The 19174-nt window shown below is 38.4% G+C and carries 19 protein-coding genes; 9 read left to right on the forward strand and 10 right to left on the reverse strand.

Annotation, left to right across the window (positions count from 1 at the left end; genetic code table 11):
* Positions 1 to 20: 20 nt before the first annotated feature.
* From B9T28_RS13390 to B9T28_RS13410, 5 genes are all read right to left on the reverse strand, one after another.
* Positions 21 to 1445 carry a phosphomannomutase/phosphoglucomutase gene (locus tag B9T28_RS13390; protein WP_086204504.1) on the reverse strand — a complete coding sequence of 475 codons (1425 nt, stop codon included), beginning with the start codon at positions 1443 to 1445 and terminating at the stop codon, positions 21 to 23.
* Positions 1446 to 1665: 220 nt separating this feature from the next.
* A complete protein-coding gene (gene dut / locus B9T28_RS13395) occupies positions 1666 to 2118 on the reverse strand; it encodes a dUTP diphosphatase (protein ID WP_086204481.1) in 453 nt (150 codons plus the stop codon).
* A gap of 49 nt (positions 2119 to 2167) precedes the next feature.
* Entirely contained in the window at positions 2168 to 4207 is a 2040-nt protein-coding gene (locus B9T28_RS13400) for a UvrD-helicase domain-containing protein (protein ID WP_086204482.1), read from the reverse strand.
* A gap of 142 nt (positions 4208 to 4349) precedes the next feature.
* Positions 4350 to 4982: a YiaD family glycine zipper/OmpA-like lipoprotein gene (locus tag B9T28_RS13405; protein ID WP_086204483.1), complete on the reverse strand. Its 633-nt coding sequence runs from the start codon at positions 4980 to 4982 to the stop codon at positions 4350 to 4352.
* An 81-nt stretch (positions 4983 to 5063) separates the two neighbouring features.
* The gene (locus B9T28_RS13410; protein WP_086204484.1) at positions 5064 to 5714 is read right to left on the reverse strand and encodes a YiaD family glycine zipper/OmpA-like lipoprotein; all 651 of its coding nucleotides are present in this window, start codon (positions 5712 to 5714) and stop codon (positions 5064 to 5066) included.
* 246 nt (positions 5715 to 5960) lie between these two features.
* Between B9T28_RS13410 and yihG the strand changes: the two genes are divergently transcribed.
* The 6 genes from yihG to B9T28_RS13440 all read left to right on the forward strand — a co-directional run bounded on the left by yihG (position 5961) and on the right by B9T28_RS13440 (position 10356).
* Positions 5961 to 6887 carry a 1-acylglycerol-3-phosphate O-acyltransferase, YihG family gene (gene yihG / locus B9T28_RS13415; RefSeq protein WP_086204485.1) on the forward strand — a complete coding sequence of 309 codons (927 nt, stop codon included), beginning with the start codon at positions 5961 to 5963 and terminating at the stop codon, positions 6885 to 6887.
* Between the two features lie 23 nt (positions 6888 to 6910).
* Positions 6911 to 7960, forward strand: coding sequence for a hypothetical protein (locus B9T28_RS13420; RefSeq protein WP_086204486.1), 1050 nt, complete (start codon positions 6911 to 6913; stop codon positions 7958 to 7960).
* A 124-nt stretch (positions 7961 to 8084) separates the two neighbouring features.
* The gene (gene minC, locus B9T28_RS13425) at positions 8085 to 8816 is read left to right on the forward strand and encodes a septum site-determining protein MinC (RefSeq protein ID WP_086204487.1); all 732 of its coding nucleotides are present in this window, start codon (positions 8085 to 8087) and stop codon (positions 8814 to 8816) included.
* A 71-nt stretch (positions 8817 to 8887) separates the two neighbouring features.
* Positions 8888 to 9700, forward strand: coding sequence for a septum site-determining protein MinD (gene minD / locus B9T28_RS13430; RefSeq protein ID WP_086204488.1), 813 nt, complete (start codon positions 8888 to 8890; stop codon positions 9698 to 9700).
* A 2-nt stretch (positions 9701 to 9702) separates the two neighbouring features.
* Positions 9703 to 9975, forward strand: coding sequence for a cell division topological specificity factor MinE (gene minE, locus B9T28_RS13435; protein ID WP_086204489.1), 273 nt, complete (start codon positions 9703 to 9705; stop codon positions 9973 to 9975).
* Between the two features lie 93 nt (positions 9976 to 10068).
* Positions 10069 to 10356, forward strand: coding sequence for a PA4642 family protein (locus tag B9T28_RS13440; protein WP_086204490.1), 288 nt, complete (start codon positions 10069 to 10071; stop codon positions 10354 to 10356).
* 54 nt (positions 10357 to 10410) lie between these two features.
* On the opposite strand, the gene rhtC is transcribed toward B9T28_RS13440, so the two are convergent.
* Positions 10411 to 11031, reverse strand: coding sequence for a threonine export protein RhtC (gene rhtC / locus B9T28_RS13445; RefSeq protein WP_086204491.1), 621 nt, complete (start codon positions 11029 to 11031; stop codon positions 10411 to 10413).
* Between the two features lie 116 nt (positions 11032 to 11147).
* Positions 11148 to 14258: a DNA translocase FtsK gene (locus B9T28_RS13450; protein ID WP_086204492.1), complete on the reverse strand. Its 3111-nt coding sequence runs from the start codon at positions 14256 to 14258 to the stop codon at positions 11148 to 11150.
* Positions 14259 to 14528: 270 nt separating this feature from the next.
* On the opposite strand from B9T28_RS13450, the gene trxB reads away from it, so the two are divergent.
* The 3 genes from trxB to B9T28_RS13465 all read left to right on the forward strand — a co-directional run bounded on the left by trxB (position 14529) and on the right by B9T28_RS13465 (position 17164).
* On the forward strand, positions 14529 to 15485 hold the full coding sequence (trxB, locus tag B9T28_RS13455; protein WP_086204493.1) for a thioredoxin-disulfide reductase: 957 nt from the start codon (positions 14529 to 14531) through the stop codon (positions 15483 to 15485).
* A gap of 108 nt (positions 15486 to 15593) precedes the next feature.
* Positions 15594 to 16325: a leucyl/phenylalanyl-tRNA--protein transferase gene (gene aat, locus B9T28_RS13460; RefSeq protein ID WP_086204494.1), complete on the forward strand. Its 732-nt coding sequence runs from the start codon at positions 15594 to 15596 to the stop codon at positions 16323 to 16325.
* A gap of 23 nt (positions 16326 to 16348) precedes the next feature.
* Positions 16349 to 17164 carry an arginyltransferase gene (locus tag B9T28_RS13465; protein WP_086204495.1) on the forward strand — a complete coding sequence of 272 codons (816 nt, stop codon included), beginning with the start codon at positions 16349 to 16351 and terminating at the stop codon, positions 17162 to 17164.
* Positions 17165 to 17241: 77 nt separating this feature from the next.
* Here B9T28_RS13465 and rimI read toward each other — a convergent pair whose 3' ends face one another.
* The 3 genes from rimI to B9T28_RS13480 all read right to left on the reverse strand — a co-directional run.
* Positions 17242 to 17703, reverse strand: coding sequence for a ribosomal protein S18-alanine N-acetyltransferase (gene rimI / locus B9T28_RS13470; RefSeq protein ID WP_086204496.1), 462 nt, complete (start codon positions 17701 to 17703; stop codon positions 17242 to 17244).
* 128 nt (positions 17704 to 17831) lie between these two features.
* Entirely contained in the window at positions 17832 to 18713 is an 882-nt protein-coding gene (locus B9T28_RS13475) for a metal-dependent hydrolase (protein ID WP_086204497.1), read from the reverse strand.
* A gap of 216 nt (positions 18714 to 18929) precedes the next feature.
* On the reverse strand, positions 18930 to 19174 hold a 245-nt coding region (locus tag B9T28_RS13480), incomplete at its 5' end, for an EF-Tu C-terminal domain-related protein (protein ID WP_491046957.1).

Here is a 19174-nt window from a genome sequence, read left to right on the forward strand (position 1 = left end):
AAAATCAAACTAATCTAAAATTAGTGCATGTGCAGAATATCTTGCGCAATCACAGGATAACCAGCGCTCAACATGGAAGCAAATATTTGTCTAATGTTATCTAAATGTGCAGGACTATCAGCATCAAAGCGCAGAGTAAAAAACTCCCCTGTATTGGATGCCCGAATAATACCAAAACCATATTTGAAATCGAGCCTAACCCCATCAATATTACTCAATACAGCATCTAAATGATGACTAGACTCTTCAATTTCACGTAGGAGTATTTGAGGATCTATACCGCGAGTACTGATATAAGTATCTTCCGTATAAAAACGTTCAGGATAGACTGCCAAAATTTTAGATAAAGTCATATCTGGAAATTGGCTTAAATACTCCATCACACGTAATGCAGCATACAGTCCATCATCGTAGCCTAATCCTCGACCATCATTAAATACATAATGCCCTGCATATTCACCACCAAAAACGGCAAAGCCTTTTGATTGCGACATATACCTGCGTAGAAAGCTACTACCCGTACGTAACATTTTGGCTTGTCCACCTAATTGCTCGACCACTTGGCGAACCATAGCTGAACATTTCACATCAAATACAATTTCATGCTTTGGGTGACTTTCTAAACACATTTGCGCACACAAAGCCAATAAACGATCAGCTGAAATAATATGTGCATGTTCATCTAGTAATACTACGCGATCACCATCACCATCTAAGGCAATGCCAAAATCTGCTTGATAATGCAATATATTCTGTCGAAGCAGCTCTAAATGTTTGGCTTGTGATGGATCTGGTGCATGATCGGGAAAGTGACCATCGGCATTACAGCGTAATGCAATCACCTCACAGCCTAATTTCGTCAACACTTGTTGTGCACAATATCCTGCTGAACCATTCAAGCCATCAATAACCACTTTAAACTGACGTTTAAGCTGAATGTCTTGAAGTAATACAGACTGATAAGACACACAAAACTCAGATTTTATATCGTGTTCTACTGGAAACAACTCAAACATTTGTGGTTGATTGAATAGCAATTGTGAGGCTAATTCGCCAACATCTTGAATCATTTCAGGACTAGGCGGTTCAGTTTGAATTACCCATTTGATGCCATTATCGGTCTTAGAATTGTGACTTGCAGTCACCATAATGCCATTGCCATGAGTTTGACGTGCGGCAAAATACATTTGTGGAGTAGAACAACAACCTATCGCAACGACTTTAAATTGATGCTGTATAAAGACTTGCTCAATTATTTTTGCGAAGGTAGGACTGCTGAGACGTGCATCATAGCCAATGACGATTTGCGTTTGTCCCATTTTTTGGAATTGACTAACCAATGCCCTTGCAATCGCATGAATGATTGCCGGATTTAATAACTCCACCTTTCCTCGAATATCATAAGCGCGGAAAATTTGATGTGGAAATTCAATAGGTATATTCATAAGCAATACTTCTGGTTGCTTCATCCTTCACTCACGTCTATGAGTAAAGTATTCGTATCTCTGATTTGGATACTTTCAAAGGATATCTGCGGAAGTTAGAAATTTTCTAAGCGACTCGATTTAACTGATGAATATATCATAAATATACTTTTTGTTAAAAAATCAAATTTTGATAAAGAAGCCTGAATTTTCAAGCTCCTTTATCAACTATACCAATAGTTTAATTTTGACCCGTATGCCCAAAACCACCAGCACCACGTTCGGTCGCTTTAAATTCATCGACCAAATCAAATTCAGCTTGAATCACTGGCACCAGTACATATTGAGCTAAACGCTCACCTGGTTCTAAATTAAAGATTATTTGGCTGCGATTCCAAACTGAAACCATCAGCTCACCTTGGTAATCCGAGTCAATCAGACCAACTAAGTTTCCAAGTACGATCCCATGTTTATGACCTAGACCTGAACGCGGTAAAATTAAACCCGCAAAATTTGAATCTTCAATATAAATCGCCATACCCGTTTTAACTAACACAGTTTGACCTGGTTCAATTTGAATCGCGGTATCTACACAAGCTCGTAGATCTAAACCAGCCGAACCTGTAGTTGCATACGTTGGCATTGGCCATTCTTGACCTAAACGTTTATCAAGTACTTTTACTTGAACTTTCATCATAAAATCCTATGGGTTTCTAAAACTTTTCACACAACACCTTTAAAACTTAACGTTTTAACAGTGCTTTTAAATTTTGCAAATAATGCTGTGCCTGTAATTTTGGATCAATATTTTCAGCCAATTTTTTCTTACGGCCTAACCAATCCAAATCATCTTGCGGTAATTCATCTAAGAAGCGACTTGGGGTCATTTGTTTCATTTGACCGCCATTTTTACGCTGCTCTGCAAGCGTTAAAGTTAAACCTTGTTGAGCACGAGTAATGCCAACGTACATCAAACGACGTTCTTCTTCGATGGTTTCCGCAGCGATTGAGTTCTTATGTGGCAGGAGTTCTTCCTCCAGCCCCATAATATATACAAATGGAAATTCCAAACCTTTTGATGCATGTAAGGTCAGAAGATTGACTTTATCGGTATCTTCGTCCTCTTGTTGCTGCTCCAACATATCCAGTAAGACCATTTTACGAATCACACTTTCAATATTGCGCTCATCAACATCATCTGCGCGATTGATAAGACTTTGGATACTGCTATATAGCATTTCCATGTTATCTAGCTTGGTTTTTTCCTGTGCAGGTGTTGCCGCTGTTTCACGGACATAGTCGATATAACCCGCTTCATGCATCATCTGTCGAATTTTAGGGACAGGTTCATCATCATCTAATAATTCACGGGTGAAATTCTCAATAAATTCCGCAAATTCTGCCAATTGCGTCGTGGCTTTCTTTGGCATGACCATGGTTAAGCGCTGATCACTGGCTGCTGCCAAGAGAGAAAGATGATTCTCTTGTGCAAATAAGCCTAACTTCTCTAGTGTAACTGGGCCAATTGCCCGTTTTGGTGTATTAATAATCCGTAAAAAAGCGCTGTCATCTTCAGGATTAATGATCATTCTGAGATAACTCATCATATCCTTAATTTCAGCACGGCCAAAGAACGATTGACCACCTGAAAGCTTGTAAGGAATTTGCATTTGACGGAGTTGAGTTTCTAAAACACGCGCTTGGAAATTTCCACGATACAACACGGCATAATCTTTCCAGCTTTTACCATTCATCAATTTATGCGTGAGTAAATCTTTTACAACGCGTTCGGATTCATCATCATCATTACGACAAGTAATAATTCGAATGACCTCACCATGCCCTTTATCACTCCACAATTTCTTGTCAAAAAGATGTGGGTTATTTTCAATCACATGATTGGCTGCTTTTAAAATACGACTGGTTGAACGATAGTTTTGTTCTAGTTTGACTACTTTTAAATTATGAAAATCCTCTTTGAGCAAAGCCATATTTTCAGGTTTTGCACCACGCCATGCATAAATGGACTGATCATCATCCCCTACGGCAGTAAATTGCCCCATTACCCCAACCAGTAATTTCACTAAAATATACTGCGCCGTATTAGTATCTTGATATTCATCCACCAAAAGATAACGGACTCGATTTTGCCATTTGTCGCGGACTTCGGCATTTTCTTGTAATAAACGTGTTGGCATCACGATCAAATCATCAAAATCAACAGCATTGTATGCACGTAAATTACGCTCATACAGTTGATATAAATGTGCAAACTGTACATCTTCCGGCGTTTCACATGTACTATGCGATTGCTCAGGCATAATCAGATCATTTTTCCAATCTGAAATTTTCTTCATTGCTTTTGCAATTAATTCTTTGCTCTCTGCACCCGATAAATTATCACGGTGCATTAAATCCATTAAAATACGTTTACAGTCATCTGCATCTAAAATTGAAAAATTATTTTTAAGAGGTGTATGTTTGATCTCTAATCGTAATAAATTTAAACCAAAAGTATGAAATGTCGAAACAGAAAGACCTTTACCTTCTTCTTTCGATAATAATTTACCAACACGCTCTTTCATTTCACGTGCGGCTTTATTGGTAAACGTCATTGCAGTAATACGGTGTGCAGGAATACCACACTGTTGTACTAAATATGCAACTTTTCGGGTAATAACCGAAGTTTTACCAGAACCCGCCCCTGCAAGTACTAACAAGGGTCCTTGAGTATATTTCATGGCTTCAAGTTGCTTGTCATTCAGTTGACTTGCTTTAGACATCGTTTTTCCTCTTTCATTTCTGCGCTAGATTATAGTCTTCTGAACATGACTTGCCTAATGCTTAATGATATTTCCCATCACAAATTTCAAGCCATAAAAAACCACCCGAAGGTGGTTTTAAAACCCATAAATCTAATTCAGATTATTTCGTTTCATAAACTGTAATTTCGACACGGCGGTTTTGTTCACGACCTGCGGCAGTTGAATTATCTGCGATTGGTGAACTAGCACCATAACCACGTGCAGTCATACGTTGCGCTGAAATACCTTGACTTGATAAGTAGTTCAATACTGATTGTGCGCGGTTTTGTGATAATGGGTTGTTGATTGCCGCAGAACCAGTGTTATCTGTATGACCATGAATCACCAGTGCTAATTTGCTTGCTGTACCACCTTCAGCCAATACACGTGCAACATCGTTCAACGCAGCTTGGAATTTCGGTTGGATGGTTGCTGAGCTACTTGCAAAAGTAACGCTTGGCATAACCATGTTAATTGAACCATCTGGATTACGGCTTACATCAACACCAGTACCTGCCAATTCTTGGCGTAAGCGTTTTTCTTTTCGATCAAGCAAAAGACCTGCACCACCGCCAACAACTGCACCAATCGCTGCAGCTTGACCCATTTTATCTTTATCTGCATTCGAATATGCAATACCAGCACCAATAAGAGCGCCTAAACCTGTACCAATGGCTGCTTTGTCATATTCCATATTTTGACAACCAGAAAGAGCCAAAGCCCCAATTACAGTAGAAATTACAAGTACGCGCATTAAAACCCTATCCATTCATTAGATGAAAAAAAATCGAATCATAGAAATATATGATTCGATTAGGATTATATCGGTTTTAAACTAGTTTGCGGCATAAATACTAATTTCTACACGACGGTTTTGTTCACGGCCTGCCGGAGTAGCATTTGATGCAATCGGATTTGCTGAACCATGACCTTGCGCATTAATTCGAGAACGAGGCACACCTTGATTCGCTAAATAACTTGCAACAGATTGAGCACGTGCCTGAGACAATGGGATATTGATTGAGTCATTCCCCGTGCTATCAGTATAACCTGTCACTAAAATCGCACTTTTATTGTCTTCAGTTAAAGTTTGAGCTACCTTATTTAACGTTGAATAAAAATTAGATTTAATTGTTGATTGGTTGGTATCGAATGTAATGTTACCTGGCATAATTAAACCAACAGAGCCATCTGGATTACGATTTACTTCAACACCTGTTCCCGCCATTTGTTGGCGTAATTTTTTCTCTTTATTATCAAGATATAAACCAGTACCAGCTCCTAGAGCTGCACCAATTGCTGCGGCACGATTATTTTGTGCTGATGAATTTGCATTACCTCGAGATAGACCATAACCAGCAGCTGCGCCAATCAAACCACCTAAAGCAGCTTTATCGTACTCCATACCGCCAATATTATTACCTGTAGTTTGACAACCTGATAATACTAAAGCCCCAACTACAGCAGAAATTGCTAGTGCACGCATCGCGCTTCTCCAGTTTATGTTTATTTGTTTCGTATATTGCAATATTGATTGAAAAAATCAAATGCAACCATAGACATTTTGTTAACAAGCTTTGTTTTTGTTACACTTTGTAATAATAATTTAAATAGATAATGTCCATTCATCATAATTTGTACATAGTTTGCATTTGATACTTTTTAAATCATAAAACTACGACTATATTTAAACTAAAATACATTTTCATGACGTCATCATTAGGACAGTTTTATGTCATATCAACAACAGAAACAACCTATTTTAAAAAAAATAACAAAAGGTCTAACCGTTGGAACAATCATTACAGGAAGTACATTTTTTCACGGCCCTCCTGTTTTAGCATTAGGTTTAACCAAGCTGATTAAACAATCACCTAAAGTTGATGCGACCAATATCAATATTACCAACAGTTGGTTAGCCATCAATAATTGGCTGATTGATCAGCTCTTACCCAATTTGAATTGGGACATCAGTATTGATGATGATTTAGACCTGAATATGCAAGGTCGTTATCTGATGACCTGTAATCATCAAAGCTGGGTCGACACCACGGTGAATCAATATTTTGGATTAACCCGTATGCCACTGACTCGCTTTTTTACCAAATGGGAACTCATTTTTATTCCCTTTGTCGGGCAAGCCTTTAAAATTCTCGGCTTCCCCATGATGAAACGACATACCAAAGCACAAATTGAAAAAAATCCTGAGCTTAAATACAAAGATATGAATGAAGCTCGTAAAGCCTGCGAGCAATTACTGAGCCAACCCTTCACTTTATTAAACTATTTGGAAGGTACACGTTTCAGCCCTGAAAAACATGCACAACAAAAGTCTCCATATCGCAATTTATTAAAACCAAAAGCTGGCGGGTTGGCTTTAGCCCTGAATATTCTAGGCGATCAAATTGATGCACTGGTTGATATGACTATTGTTTATCCTGATGGAGCACCAGGCTATGGTGATTTTTGGCTAGGTGAAGTCTCTCGTATTGCAGTAAATTTGCGTAAAATTCAAATTCCAGCATGGGTACATGGTGGAAATTATGAAGATGATGCAGAATACCGTGAACGTTTCCAGCACTGGGTAGACCAACTGTGGACTGAAAAAGATCAATTGATTACAGCAATGAAGTCCCAGTATCAAAGTGCAGCAGCATAAATAGAGTTAAACACAGGATTGATATGAGCGACCCAGCAACACCCCATAAAAAAGGCTACCGTGCAACACGACATGACACCGCCGCATGGAAACTTTTTTTAGTTTACGATATTTTCATGATGTTCATTATTATCGTCAACTTGGTTTGTTTATGTGCTAATGCTTTTTTAATTAGTAATTTTGCTGCTTGGTTTTTTGATCAAATCCATTTAACGTCAGTACTCACCTATTATAAAACCGACTTACATCCTTGGGTGATTAAAACTGAAAGTTGGTTCATTACCTTCTTAGTGTTTGAATTACTCATTCGATGGTTGATTTCGATCATTCATAAACATCATCGACGTTGGTTCTTTTTCCCTTTTATTCATTGGTATGAAGTTCTCGCGATTATCCCCTATCTACGCTTTCTTAGACTCATTCGTGCCGCAATCATTGGTTATCGACTACATGAACTTGGCTATCAAGTGATTCCCGAAAGTATCAAAAATAAAATCTTATTTTATTATAACGTGGTCATGGAAGAACTTTCAGATCGTGTTGTGATTACTGTGATTGATGGTATTCGCCATGAACTAAATACCAGCTCAAGCCATAAAAAAATTATTCATAACCTTGTAGATCATCACCGCGACTTATTTGCCAAAGCGGTTGCTGAACTTTTACAAGAATCACTCGCAACTGAACTAAAAGTACAACAACGCTATATTGCAGATAATGTTGGAGAAATTGTAAAAAAAGCGATTGAAGACACGCCACAATTGACGCAACTTCTCAGATTAATTCCTATTGCTGGTAGTATGATCGAAAATCAAATTCAAAGTATTGGACAGCATCTTGGGGAAAATATTACGCTAGGCTTAATTGAACCACTCACCCAAGGTACTGTTCAGCAACCCAATGCGATTTATCATTTAGTTTCGGAAAAAGTGAGTAATTTAAATATAGAAAATCAGACACTTGAAGAACTCGTTGAATCTGCTGTCTATGAAAGTTTAGAATCCTTGCGCAAACAAGTCAAAATTAAACAGTGGCAACTTGTACTGGATAAAAATGATCAAGCAAAAGAATAAGCAATTTATTAAAATTATTTGTATCTTTGCTAGTGAAATCAATCAATTTGGTCTAGCATTTGCGCTAATTTACAGTTTGACTTTGACTCGCATAAATAGGTCACAAGCCTTTTAAGGAATAATTATGGCTGATATCCGGATTACAGGCAGAATGGTTAATTTTACCCGATTAACCTTTGATACAAATGATCAAAATGCCATCCGCCAGCAATTGAACAATATGATGGCTGAAACCTCTTATCAAGGGGCTTTAGTCATTATTGATACAACGGTTGAACAAGAACTTATTGCGCTCATTCAGCTCTTGGTAAGCTTAGATTTACAACCAATGGCAGTCATTGATGGTTTGCTTGGAGATCAGGCACGTGCGATCCAATTTCCAGTGCTCGCTGCTGACCGACCATTACAACGTATTAAAGCCAGCAAAGAACAAGTCATTGAAACACCAGTTGAAACCGAACAGCGAGTCATAGATCAAGTAGCTCCAGTGCAAGCTGCTCCAAAACCACTAAAAGTTAGCCATGTCACCTCTTATCATGATGAAATTTTAAGAACTGGACAAAGTTTAGTCCAAGACTATGGCGATATTATTCTTAGTGCAGGCATTAACAGTGGTTCGGAAGTCATTGCATCAGGAAATATACATATCTACGGAAGTGTTCGTGGTAGAGTAATCGCAGGTGCAGGCGGAAATACAACTGCAAGAATTTTTTGTCATTCATTAGAGGCTGAATTGGTTTCTATTGCGGGGACTTATTGTGTAGCAGATGATATCCCTCAGGATGTTGTCAAAAAAGCTGTGCATATTTTCTTAAATGACCAACAAGAACTTGTCTTTGAAGCCTTGCAATTTTAAGGTATAAATTAAACACCATAATAAACTTCCCTCGATAAAGGGAAGAAATGACCATAACAGGAGTGGATTCGGTGGCCAAAATTGTTGTCGTTACATCAGGCAAAGGTGGCGTAGGCAAAACTACGACTAGTGCATCTTTTGCAACAGGTTTAGCCCTTCGTGGTCATAAAACCGTCGTCATTGATTTTGATGTAGGTTTACGTAACCTAGACCTTATTATGGGGTGTGAACGTCGCGTTGTTTACGATTTCGTCAATGTTTTAAATAATGAAGCACGCTTACAACAAGCACTGATTCGTGATAAAGACATCGAAAACTTGTATATTCTACCTGCATCACAAACACGTGATAAAGACGCACTGACTGATGATGGTGTCGCGCGTATCATGGATGAACTTGCACAAGAGTTCGACTATATCATTTGTGACTCACCTGCTGGAATTGAACGTGGTGCAATTTTAGCCATGTACCATGCAGATGAAGCGATTATTGTCACCAATCCTGAAATTTCTTCAGTACGTGACTCTGATCGTATTATTGGGATGCTAGATAGCAAGACCAAGAAAGTAAAAAACAACGAAGGTCGTATTCGTAAGCATTTATGTATCACACGCTTCAACCCAGAACGTGCAGATAAACAAGAAATGTTAACGATTGACGATATTTCTAAAGATATTTTACGTGTACCGACTTTAGGTGTAATCCCTGAATGTCCTAGCGTTTTACAAGCATCTAACGAAGGTAAACCTGTCATTCTTTATGACGAAACCAGCGCTGGTCAGGCTTATGATGACCTTGTTGCTCGCTTCCTTGGTGAAGATCGCCTGTATCGCCACATCACGGTGAAACCTAAGGGTTGGTTAGCACGACTATTTGGAGCGTAATAATGGCCGGATTCTGGAGTAAACTTTTTAGCAATGATGATAAACCATCGAGCGCTCAAACTGCGAAAGACCGTTTAAAAGTCATTGTTGCATCCGAACAAGGTTTAGGCAAACGCTTAAGCCAAGATAAAATTGACCAAATGAAGAAAGAAATCATGCAGGTCGTGAATCGTTATGTTCGTGGTGTTGATGAACAACATATTCAAATGTCTGTACGTTCTGAAGCGAATATCGAAATGCTTGAAATGAATATCAATTTACCTGAAGAACATTAATTTCATTTCTGATTAGTCAAGTGCATTGATTCAAGGCAAAATAGCGCGAGTTATTTTGCCTTTTTTACAATCAAAATTTGAGGAGATGCTGTTATGGCACTTTCACAGCCAGCAACTTTCAATGAAGAATGGTCAGACGAGCGTGTTTTTGCCTATTTAACCCAACTTCCTCCTGCAGGCAGCAATGCAGATTTTCATGTGCTCTATCATGCCTTTAAACATATGCGTCCCAATGACTATGCACGCTTACTCACTCAATTTGTAGCGGATGGTCGTAATATCAACGCAACCAATCATGAAGGTCAACGTATTCATGATGTAATCGCAGAATTCCCACGACAACGTGACGGTTTTTTAGAAGTTCTCGCTAAGTTTTCTTAGTTCATTTTTATGAATAAATAAAAAACCTGCCTTGTTGGCAGGTTTTTTATAAAATTATTTACTACTAATTAAGTACGCACCAAACAAGCTAAAAATACCACCTGAGATTCCATCAATCCATTTTGCAGAGTTCTGATATGCAGCTTTACAGCGCGGTAATGAAAAAACAAATGCGACAAAGCCAAACCAAATTACAGTTTCTACAGAGACAATAATAAACAGTAAAGAATGTACGCCGTCCAAATCTGGATTCGCTAAAAATAATGAAAAAACGCTGCCAAAATAAATCACAGCTTTGGGATTAGACAAATTAGTCAAAAATCCTTTTAAAAAGAAGCGTAAATTACTTTGTGGTAATTCAAACGTATGTACTTCAGTCGCTATTTTTTTACTAAAAGCAGATTTCAACAATTGAAAACCTAACCAACACAAATAAATACCACCTACAATCAACATGACATGTTTTAACCAGGCCATTTTTTCAAAAATAATATTTAATCCCATTAGTGCTAAAAATGCCCAAAACATCACTCCCACAGTAATCCCCATAACCACAAACATAGACTGTTTACGTGAACGACTAATTGCTGTTTGAGAGACTAAAAAAAAGTCTGGCCCCGGTGTTATCAATGCACAAAAATGGATAAACACCAAGGTACATAATGCGATGAACATTTTCGAATACCTTTATGATCGTAAGCCCTATATTAATGTGAAATTTACCATTTCTCCAAGAAAAAATGTAATAAAAAAAGCCCCTATTAAAAGAGGCTTTTTTTATTCTGCAAACATTAAACTAAAATTTCACGCTTACCATTCGTACCCATCGAGCTTACAATTCCATTCTCTTCCATTTGATCAACAATACGTGCAGCTCGGTTATAACCTAAGCTAAATTTACGTTGTAACGATGAAACAGAAACTTTCCGTGTTTCTAAAACAAAAGATACACATTGGTCATATAAAGCATCACGACTTGGATCACTATCACCATCTTCAAAACCACGTGATGTTGGCTCTTCATCATAAGGCGTTAAAATTTCATCCACATAATTTGGATGTCCTCGTTCACGCCATGCATCACAAATACGGTTGACTTCATCATCGGAAATAAATGCACCATGAACACGTTCAGGCTCAATTTTACCTGGCCCTAAAAACAACATATCCCCATGCCCGAGCAAATCTTCCGCACCACCTGCATCGAGGATTGTACGTGAGTCAATTTTACTATTCACACGCAGTGCAACACGCGTCGGAATATTGGCTTTGATCAGCCCTGTAATTACATCCACAGATGGACGTTGTGTCGCCAGCAATAAATGAATCCCTGCAGCACGTGATTTTTGTGCCAGACGTGTAATCATTTCTTCAGCTTTCTTACCGACTTGCATAATCATATCTGCAAATTCATCGGCAACAATCACAATCGATGGTAATGGCTCTAAACGTGGCGCACGTTCACGTGTAGCCGAATCACTTGCTTTCCACGTCGGATCAATCAGATCTTCACCATTGGCAATAGCTTCATCCACCTTACGATTATAATCTGACAGTTTACGAATTTTCAGATAAGACATCAGCTTATAACGGCGTTCCATTTCATTCACACACCAATTCAATGCATTTACGGCATCTTTCATATCGGTAACGACAGGCGTAAGTAAATGTGGAATATCATTATAGTTGGCAAGTTCAAGCTGTTTTGGGTCGATTAAAATCAAACGCAGGTCGGCTGGAGTATATTTCAACAACATTGACAAAATCATAGCATTTACGGCAACAGATTTACCTGAACCTGTAGTTCCTGCAACCAACATATGAGGTGCTTTTGCTAAATCAGTGAGGACTGGATTACCTGAAATATCCTTACCCATAGCCATAGTAATTAAACCACTTGGATCTCGATAAGTCGGAGTTTCTAATAATTCAATTAAACGTACCATTTCACGAGTACTATTCGGAACTTCAATTCCAATATAAGGTTTACCTGGGATGACTTCGACCACACGAACCGATGCCATCGACATTGAACGGGCCAAATCACGGGAAATATTGGTCACTTTCGAGGCTTTCACACCAGGTGCTAAATCTAATTCAAAACGAGTTACAACTGGGCCGGGTTGAGCTTCAATCACCTTGGCTTTGACATTAAACTCTTGTAACTTAATTTCAAGTAACTCTGAAAGCCGTGCCAATTGCTCCTCGGTAAAATTAACTTTTTTATTCGGATCAACCTTGTCGAGTATTTCCAATCCCGGCAAAGTTGGCAGATCTCGTCTTTTTTCAGCGACTTGCATGGCACGTGACATTGGTCGGCCAGATGCATCCGTTAATGGTGCATCAAAATCAAAGTCATCGACTTCAAGCGAAGTTTCTTGGTCCTCTGACTGCCCTGCTGTTTCTTGCCAAGCCTCTCTAAAAGCATCTTTATCCGTAGTAATACGCTGTTTCTCTTCTTCTGAAACAGTGGTCGAAGGCGGTAAATGGGTTTGAATTTCAGCTTTTATAAATGGTGTAGATTGTGCATAGCTACTTGTCGTACGCACAGGTTCAACTACTTGTGGTTCTTCATCTTCAACCACTTGCGCTTCTTCATCCTCAACCAACAATGCTAAATCATCAAGTTCATCTGCTAAATTTTGTGGTTTTGGTGCAACCTGTGAAGCAATATTTGGACTAATCAACGGTGTTGATGCAACCGCAGCTACTGAAGCTTGCGTCATAGCCTGAGTCGTGGTCTCACTGACTGCGTGATAAGGACTATGCACATCAGTCGCAATCTTACCCTCAGGAACAACAGCCAATAGCTCATCAAAAACTTCATCATCATCCCAATCGATATGATTTTCATCATGTGAGCGTTGCGAAGGAACCGTCGTATTTTGTGGTGTATGAATCGTTGACGATAAACTGTCTAAATTGTGTGGCGATTTAGCGATGGCTAAATCATCATCTGCAGCGCGAAGTAATGCATCAATATCTCGTTTATGATCACTTTCTTGATGCAAGGCTTTCCAGACTTCACCTGTAGGCACAACACGTTGACTCTCTTGTTCTAAACGATGAGCTTTTTCTAAAGTTTTTTCAAACTCAACCTCATCAATGTCACTGAAATCACTTTCGTCACGTTCTTGCGTGTGTTCCTTATCGACAATAAGATCTTCAAATAAGCGTTCTGCAGCCAAATGCTGTTTCGATGTTTTCAAAGCAGTAGCAGAAGTAGGAACGACATCTTCCCTCTCCACTTCTGGTTCTACCACACTTGCAACGCTAGTTTTTGGATGCTTAATTGATGTGGTTAAGTCATAAGCCGACTCGCTCTCAGGCACATTTTTATAAAATAAATCTTGTAGATATGCAGGTGTCGCTTTTAAAGTCGCCCAAGTTTTATTCCACTGAATCCCAAAAACCAAGGTGGTTAAAAGTAATAAAAATAAAACCAGAAAAGTGACTGCACCATAAATGCTGACAAGTTGTGATAGGCTTTGCCCCAACTCATAACCAATAATACCGCCTGAAGCATTGTCTAAAGTATCTGCTGGAACATTCCAAAGCAGATACAATAAACTTGCTGTCGTCAATAATATAAAAAATTGCGCAGCATAGCGGAATGGACGACTTAAGAAACTTCTTGGCCACCATACGTGTATGGCTTCAGCAAATAATAATGCTGGGATGAGTAAACTTGCCCATCCTAAAAAACCAAACAGCAAATCTGCAATCCAAGCTCCTGCCACACCGCTGGCATTCGACACTTGTTGAGTATCGCTTGATATATGCATCCAACCTGGATCAAATGGGGTATAAGTCACTGTCGCCAAAAACAGATAGATCCCAAATGAAATCAAGAATAATGTTAATAATAAACGCTGTGCATAAACACTCGACACCGCAGTCATATACTGTCCTGTAACCAATTTTTCATTAATATTCTTGTGTAGATGTGAGTCACTATCTTCACATCAGAAATGCTTATATTATGCACCTGTTCTTAAAAAAAAGATGCACGATAGTTTATGTATGTTGTTAACCCTATTATACATAAACCCTATATAGCTCAATTCGATTTAGATGATCAATATTATCCACATCGAACTCACACAACTGCGCTCAAGTTTCACGTATAATTTTAACAGATTCTATATTTTTTATATCAAAAGGATGTCTAAATGAGCGCTCGTCACTCAAGGTTAATCATTTTAGGTTCAGGTCCTGCAGGATATAGCGCTGCAGTCTATGCAGCACGTGCGAATTTAAAACCAACATTGATTGCAGGCATGCAATTGGGTGGTCAGCTCACCACCACAACTGAAGTCGACAATTGGCCTGGAGATCCTGAAGGTTTAACAGGCCCTGCATTAATGGAACGTATGCAAGCACATGCAGAGCGTTTTGGTACAGAAATTTTGTATGATCATATTAATGAGGTTGACTTAAAGGTTCGTCCATTCGTTTTAAAAGGCGATATGGGTGAATATACCTGTGATGCTTTAATTATTGCGACAGGTGCAACTGCACAATATTTAGGTCTTGAATCTGAGCAAGCCTATATGGGGCAAGGCGTCAGTGCTTGTGCAACTTGTGATGGTTTCTTCTATAAAAACCAAAAAGTGATGGTTGTTGGTGGTGGTAATACCGCTGTAGAAGAAGCACTTTATCTTTCAAATATTGCTTCTCATGTCACTTTAGTACATCGTCGTGACTTTTTACGTTCAGAAAAAATCTTACAAAATCATTTATTTGAAAAAGAAAAAGAAGGCAAAATTAGCATTATTTGGAACCACCAAGTTGATGAAGTATTGGGTGACAGCTCTGCTGGTGTGACTGGTATTCGGATAAAATCAACTTTAGATGATACGACTCAAACAGTAGAAGCATCAGGTTTATTTGTTGCCATTGGGCATAAACCGAATAGCGAAATGTTTGATGGTCAGTTGAACTTACGCAATGGTTATATCCAAGTTCAAAGCGGTACCACAGGTAATGCAACTGCAACATCTGTTACTGGTGTATTTGCAGCTGGGGATATTGCGGACAGTATTTACCGTCAAGCCATTACTTCTGCTGGTTCAGGCTGTATGGCAGCATTAGATGCAGAGAAATATTTAGATGCTTTAGGTGAGTAATTTCAGCTAAACTAAAAACCGTCCTACCTAGGACGGTTTTTTTATAATAGAAGATAAAACACAATTTTGAATACTTTATAGCAATCTTTAAGGTTTAGGTTGGTCTCCATGCTCACATTAGCGCCCTCTCAATATATTTTTCCAAATCCAATTGAAGCTGATCCTGATGAACAAGGACTGATTTGCATAGGTGCTGACCTTTCACCTTCTACACTTTTTGAAGCCTATAGCCATGGCTTATTCCCGTGGTTTTCCGAAGGTGAACCCATTTGCTGGTGGTGTCCTGAACCGCGTTGCATCATTCGACCTCATGATTACCACCCCAGTAAATCACTAGTTCGCAATATGAAAAAAATGGATTATAAAATTACGGTTAATCATGCTTTTGACCACGTGATTCGCGCATGTGCACTACCTCGCAGTTATGCCGATGAAACATGGATTTCCGAAGAAATTATGGAAGGATACTGCCAACTTTTTGATGCAGGTCATGCTTATAGTATTGAAGTTTGGGATGGCAATAGAATTGTTGGCGGGTTATATGGTGTCACTATTGGACAAGGCTGTTTTGGTGAGTCCATGTTCAGTACCGAAACGGATGTGTCCAAAATGGCCTTTTATACGCTTATGCTGATTGGCCAAGAAAATCATCTGCCTTGGATTGACTGTCAATTGGTCAATGAACACCTACTCAGCCTCGGTGCTTGTACACTTTCTCGACAAGCGTACCTTAATTCGTTACAAGATGTAATTAAACACCCTCCTATAGATTGGAAAAAATATCAGGAAGGTGTATTTTCAAGTAAAACAATAGCGTTAAATGCACGATTAATGGAATGACAAAAAAGGAGGGACGTACAGTTATGAACTCTTATCATCCGAAGTCCCTATTAAATGACTTACAATATTATATTACGCCACCACACGATTGCAGTTATTTAGAAAATAAATCGGCAAGAATGGTGTTTCTTGATCCGGTTCATCGTATTGATGTCGTAACCTTGTCAGAACTTTCACGAATGGGATTTAGACGTAGTGGTGATTTTGTCTATCGCCCAGAATGTCATTTATGTCGTCAATGCTTGTCTTGCCGCGTACCTGTTAATAGTTTTCAAATGAATAGTATTCAAAAGAAAGCATGGAAACGTAATCAAGACCTCAGCATGAAGATTATCCCAACAAAACAAGCCAGCTCTGTTCATTATAATTTATATGAAAGATATATCATTGAACGTCATGCTGACGGGGATATGTTCCCTCCCAGCTATGATCAGTTTGAAAAATTTTTAATCCATAGTTGTTCTGAAAGTTTCTTTCTAGAGCTTTGGAAAGATGACAAACTTATCAGTGTTTCAACTTGTGACATGTTGGATGATGGTATATCTGCTGTGTATACATTCTTTGATCCAGACGAAAGCCGCCGCTCACTCGGTGTTTTTGCCATTTTAAAACAAATTGAATATATTCAATCGATTGATCAAGAGTATGTATATTTAGGCTACTTAGTACCCCACTCCAATAAAATGAATTATAAATCACAATATGCCCCGATTGAGCTCTTACTAGATGGTCAATGGCGCCGTTTAAACCGCACCCTAAACCCTAAAGAAATTAAACAATTGGGAGATATGCTGATGACCACGCTATCTTCTGAATGGAATGAATTATTCATCAAATAATCTTGAATATGGCAGCCTTATCAATTGTTTAATATTCTATTGATCAAAAATTTAAACAATTGATATTCCGAGTCTCATTAGGATTTAAAAAGCTGAGAAAAATCATCACTGCATGACTTCACCATAATAATCGCATGCTCGCGCTGGCCAGCTGCAGTTGAATAATAATTGCGACGTAAATCAATTTGGTGAAATCCAGATTTTTCATATAATGCGATTGCAGATAGATTACTCTCCCGCACCTCTAAAAAAATTTGGATCGGATTATTCTTGAGTAATGTCATTGATTGATCTAACAACTTAAAACCTAATCCTTTACCTTGATGACCTGGATGAATTGCCATCAACAATAAATTCGCCTCATCTAATACTGGTTGTAGTATACAAAAACCAACCACTTCACCTTGCTGCTCAATCACTGTACTTTGATATGATTCAATTGACTCTTCAAACTGTTTACTCGTCCACGGATGGCTTTGAACCAAATTTTCAATGGACACAACTGTACCCAGATCAGCTTTTTGCATTAAACGAATCATCTTCGTTCATCATCTAAAAATAAAGTTTGAATTATATGTAATTTACCAATCAATAGTATATTCAATTCCAATAAACACATAAAAACTGGGCAATTATTATTGCCCAGAGCCGCTTTATTCTTTAAAGGTTACAAACCTAACTTGGCCTTCCACGTTTCTAATAAACTAACTGTATCCAAATCATTTGGATGAAATCTAGGTTTAAAATAAGCCAACATTTCTTTACCCATCCCAGTAATAATTCCTTTGGATGGACTATAAGCATAACTATAAATCGTACCTAACTCTTTGAGATTCAATTTTTTATCATCTTTTAAAAGGCGTAACACAAATGATGATTGAACCAAGAAAATTAAAACCATTGCAAAAACTAATGCTGAGTTACGTAGTGCATAAGCTTTAACCCCCTTGCCAAATACTGCTTCATAAACATCATAAGCAACCGCTTTGTGTTCATTTTCCTCAATGGCATGCCAATACCACATCGTAGACATGGTTGGATCCGTCATTATTTTTTGTATATGCTGATTCATTAATAACTGTGAAGCAAGAGTTGCCGTAAAATGCTCTAAAGCTGTAGTCGCAGTTAAATCCACCATTTCTTGAGTCATACCAAAGGGTTTAACCACTTTTGCGAAAGCTTTACGTGCTGTTTGGATCACAACACCCGTCTGTCTTTCTAATTTTTTAACATCATGACCATATTTTTGTGCTGCAACATTAAATCCAACATGTTCATGGGTATGCATTGCTTCCTGCCCAATAAACGCGCTAATTTCTTTTTGTAAGGCTTCATTTTCTTTGATTGCTGGGTGATATCGGACAGCACGGACTGAATCGATAAAGAGTTGCTCACCATCAGGAAATAGTGCAGACAATGCTGTCATAAAATGCGTTAAACCCGCTGAGCCATCCATCCAATACTCAGGTACTGAATCAAAATTAAAATTCATTCGGCGTACAGGAAAGCTTGCACCAGCACGATTGGAAATATTCACTTTAGCATTCATGACAATAACTCCTATTAAGATATTTTCACACTTAAATCATTTATTTGTTTTTCTCTCTTCTTATATTACGACTTTATAAAATTACGATAAGCGCCATTAAGGACAAGCAAATATCAGTTAAGGACAGCTTTTGATAACTATTGTCTAACAATTTATTTTTTTTAAATTTTGACAAAAAAAAGCGCCCCAAAGGAGCGCTTTTCACACAATCAATACTTATACAGTTACTTTAGCAACTACACCAGCACCAACTGTACGACCACCTTCACGGATCGCAAAACGTAGACCTGGGTCCATTGCGATTGGGTGGATTAATTCTACTGACATTTCTACGTTGTCACCAGGCATAACCATTTCCACGCCTTCTTGTAATTGGATCGCACCAGTTACGTCAGTTGTACGGAAATAGAATTGTGGACGGTAACCGTTAAGGAATGGAGTATGACGACCACCCTCTTCTT

This window comes from Acinetobacter silvestris (genome assembly GCF_002135235.1).
GTDB lineage: Bacteria > Pseudomonadota > Gammaproteobacteria > Pseudomonadales > Moraxellaceae > Acinetobacter > Acinetobacter silvestris.

Excerpts from the sequence above, each read along its gene's own strand:
- dut (WP_086204481.1), bottom strand. The coding sequence starts at position 2,118 with ATGAAAGTTCAAGTAAAAGTACTTGATAAACGTTTAGGTCAAGAATGG.
- rhtC (WP_086204491.1), bottom strand. The coding sequence starts at position 11,031 with ATGTTCATCGCATTATGTACCTTGGTGTTTATCCATTTTTGTGCATTG.
- B9T28_RS13390 (WP_086204504.1), bottom strand. The coding sequence starts at position 1,445 with ATGAATATACCTATTGAATTTCCACATCAAATTTTCCGCGCTTATGAT.
- B9T28_RS13420 (WP_086204486.1), top strand. The coding sequence starts at position 6,911 with ATGAGCGACCCAGCAACACCCCATAAAAAAGGCTACCGTGCAACACGA.
- aat (WP_086204494.1), top strand. The coding sequence starts at position 15,594 with ATGCTCACATTAGCGCCCTCTCAATATATTTTTCCAAATCCAATTGAA.
- B9T28_RS13405 (WP_086204483.1), bottom strand. The coding sequence starts at position 4,982 with ATGCGCGTACTTGTAATTTCTACTGTAATTGGGGCTTTGGCTCTTTCT.
- minC (WP_086204487.1), top strand. The coding sequence starts at position 8,085 with ATGGCTGATATCCGGATTACAGGCAGAATGGTTAATTTTACCCGATTA.
- minE (WP_086204489.1), top strand. The coding sequence starts at position 9,703 with ATGGCCGGATTCTGGAGTAAACTTTTTAGCAATGATGATAAACCATCG.
- rimI (WP_086204496.1), bottom strand. The coding sequence starts at position 17,703 with ATGATTCGTTTAATGCAAAAAGCTGATCTGGGTACAGTTGTGTCCATT.
- B9T28_RS13410 (WP_086204484.1), bottom strand. The coding sequence starts at position 5,714 with ATGCGTGCACTAGCAATTTCTGCTGTAGTTGGGGCTTTAGTATTATCA.
- trxB (WP_086204493.1), top strand. The coding sequence starts at position 14,529 with ATGAGCGCTCGTCACTCAAGGTTAATCATTTTAGGTTCAGGTCCTGCA.
- B9T28_RS13475 (WP_086204497.1), bottom strand. The coding sequence starts at position 18,713 with ATGAATGCTAAAGTGAATATTTCCAATCGTGCTGGTGCAAGCTTTCCT.
- B9T28_RS13440 (WP_086204490.1), top strand. The coding sequence starts at position 10,069 with ATGGCACTTTCACAGCCAGCAACTTTCAATGAAGAATGGTCAGACGAG.
- B9T28_RS13450 (WP_086204492.1), bottom strand. The coding sequence starts at position 14,258 with ATGACTGCGGTGTCGAGTGTTTATGCACAGCGTTTATTATTAACATTA.
- B9T28_RS13400 (WP_086204482.1), bottom strand. The coding sequence starts at position 4,207 with ATGTCTAAAGCAAGTCAACTGAATGACAAGCAACTTGAAGCCATGAAA.
- yihG (WP_086204485.1), top strand. The coding sequence starts at position 5,961 with ATGTCATATCAACAACAGAAACAACCTATTTTAAAAAAAATAACAAAA.
- B9T28_RS13465 (WP_086204495.1), top strand. The coding sequence starts at position 16,349 with ATGAACTCTTATCATCCGAAGTCCCTATTAAATGACTTACAATATTAT.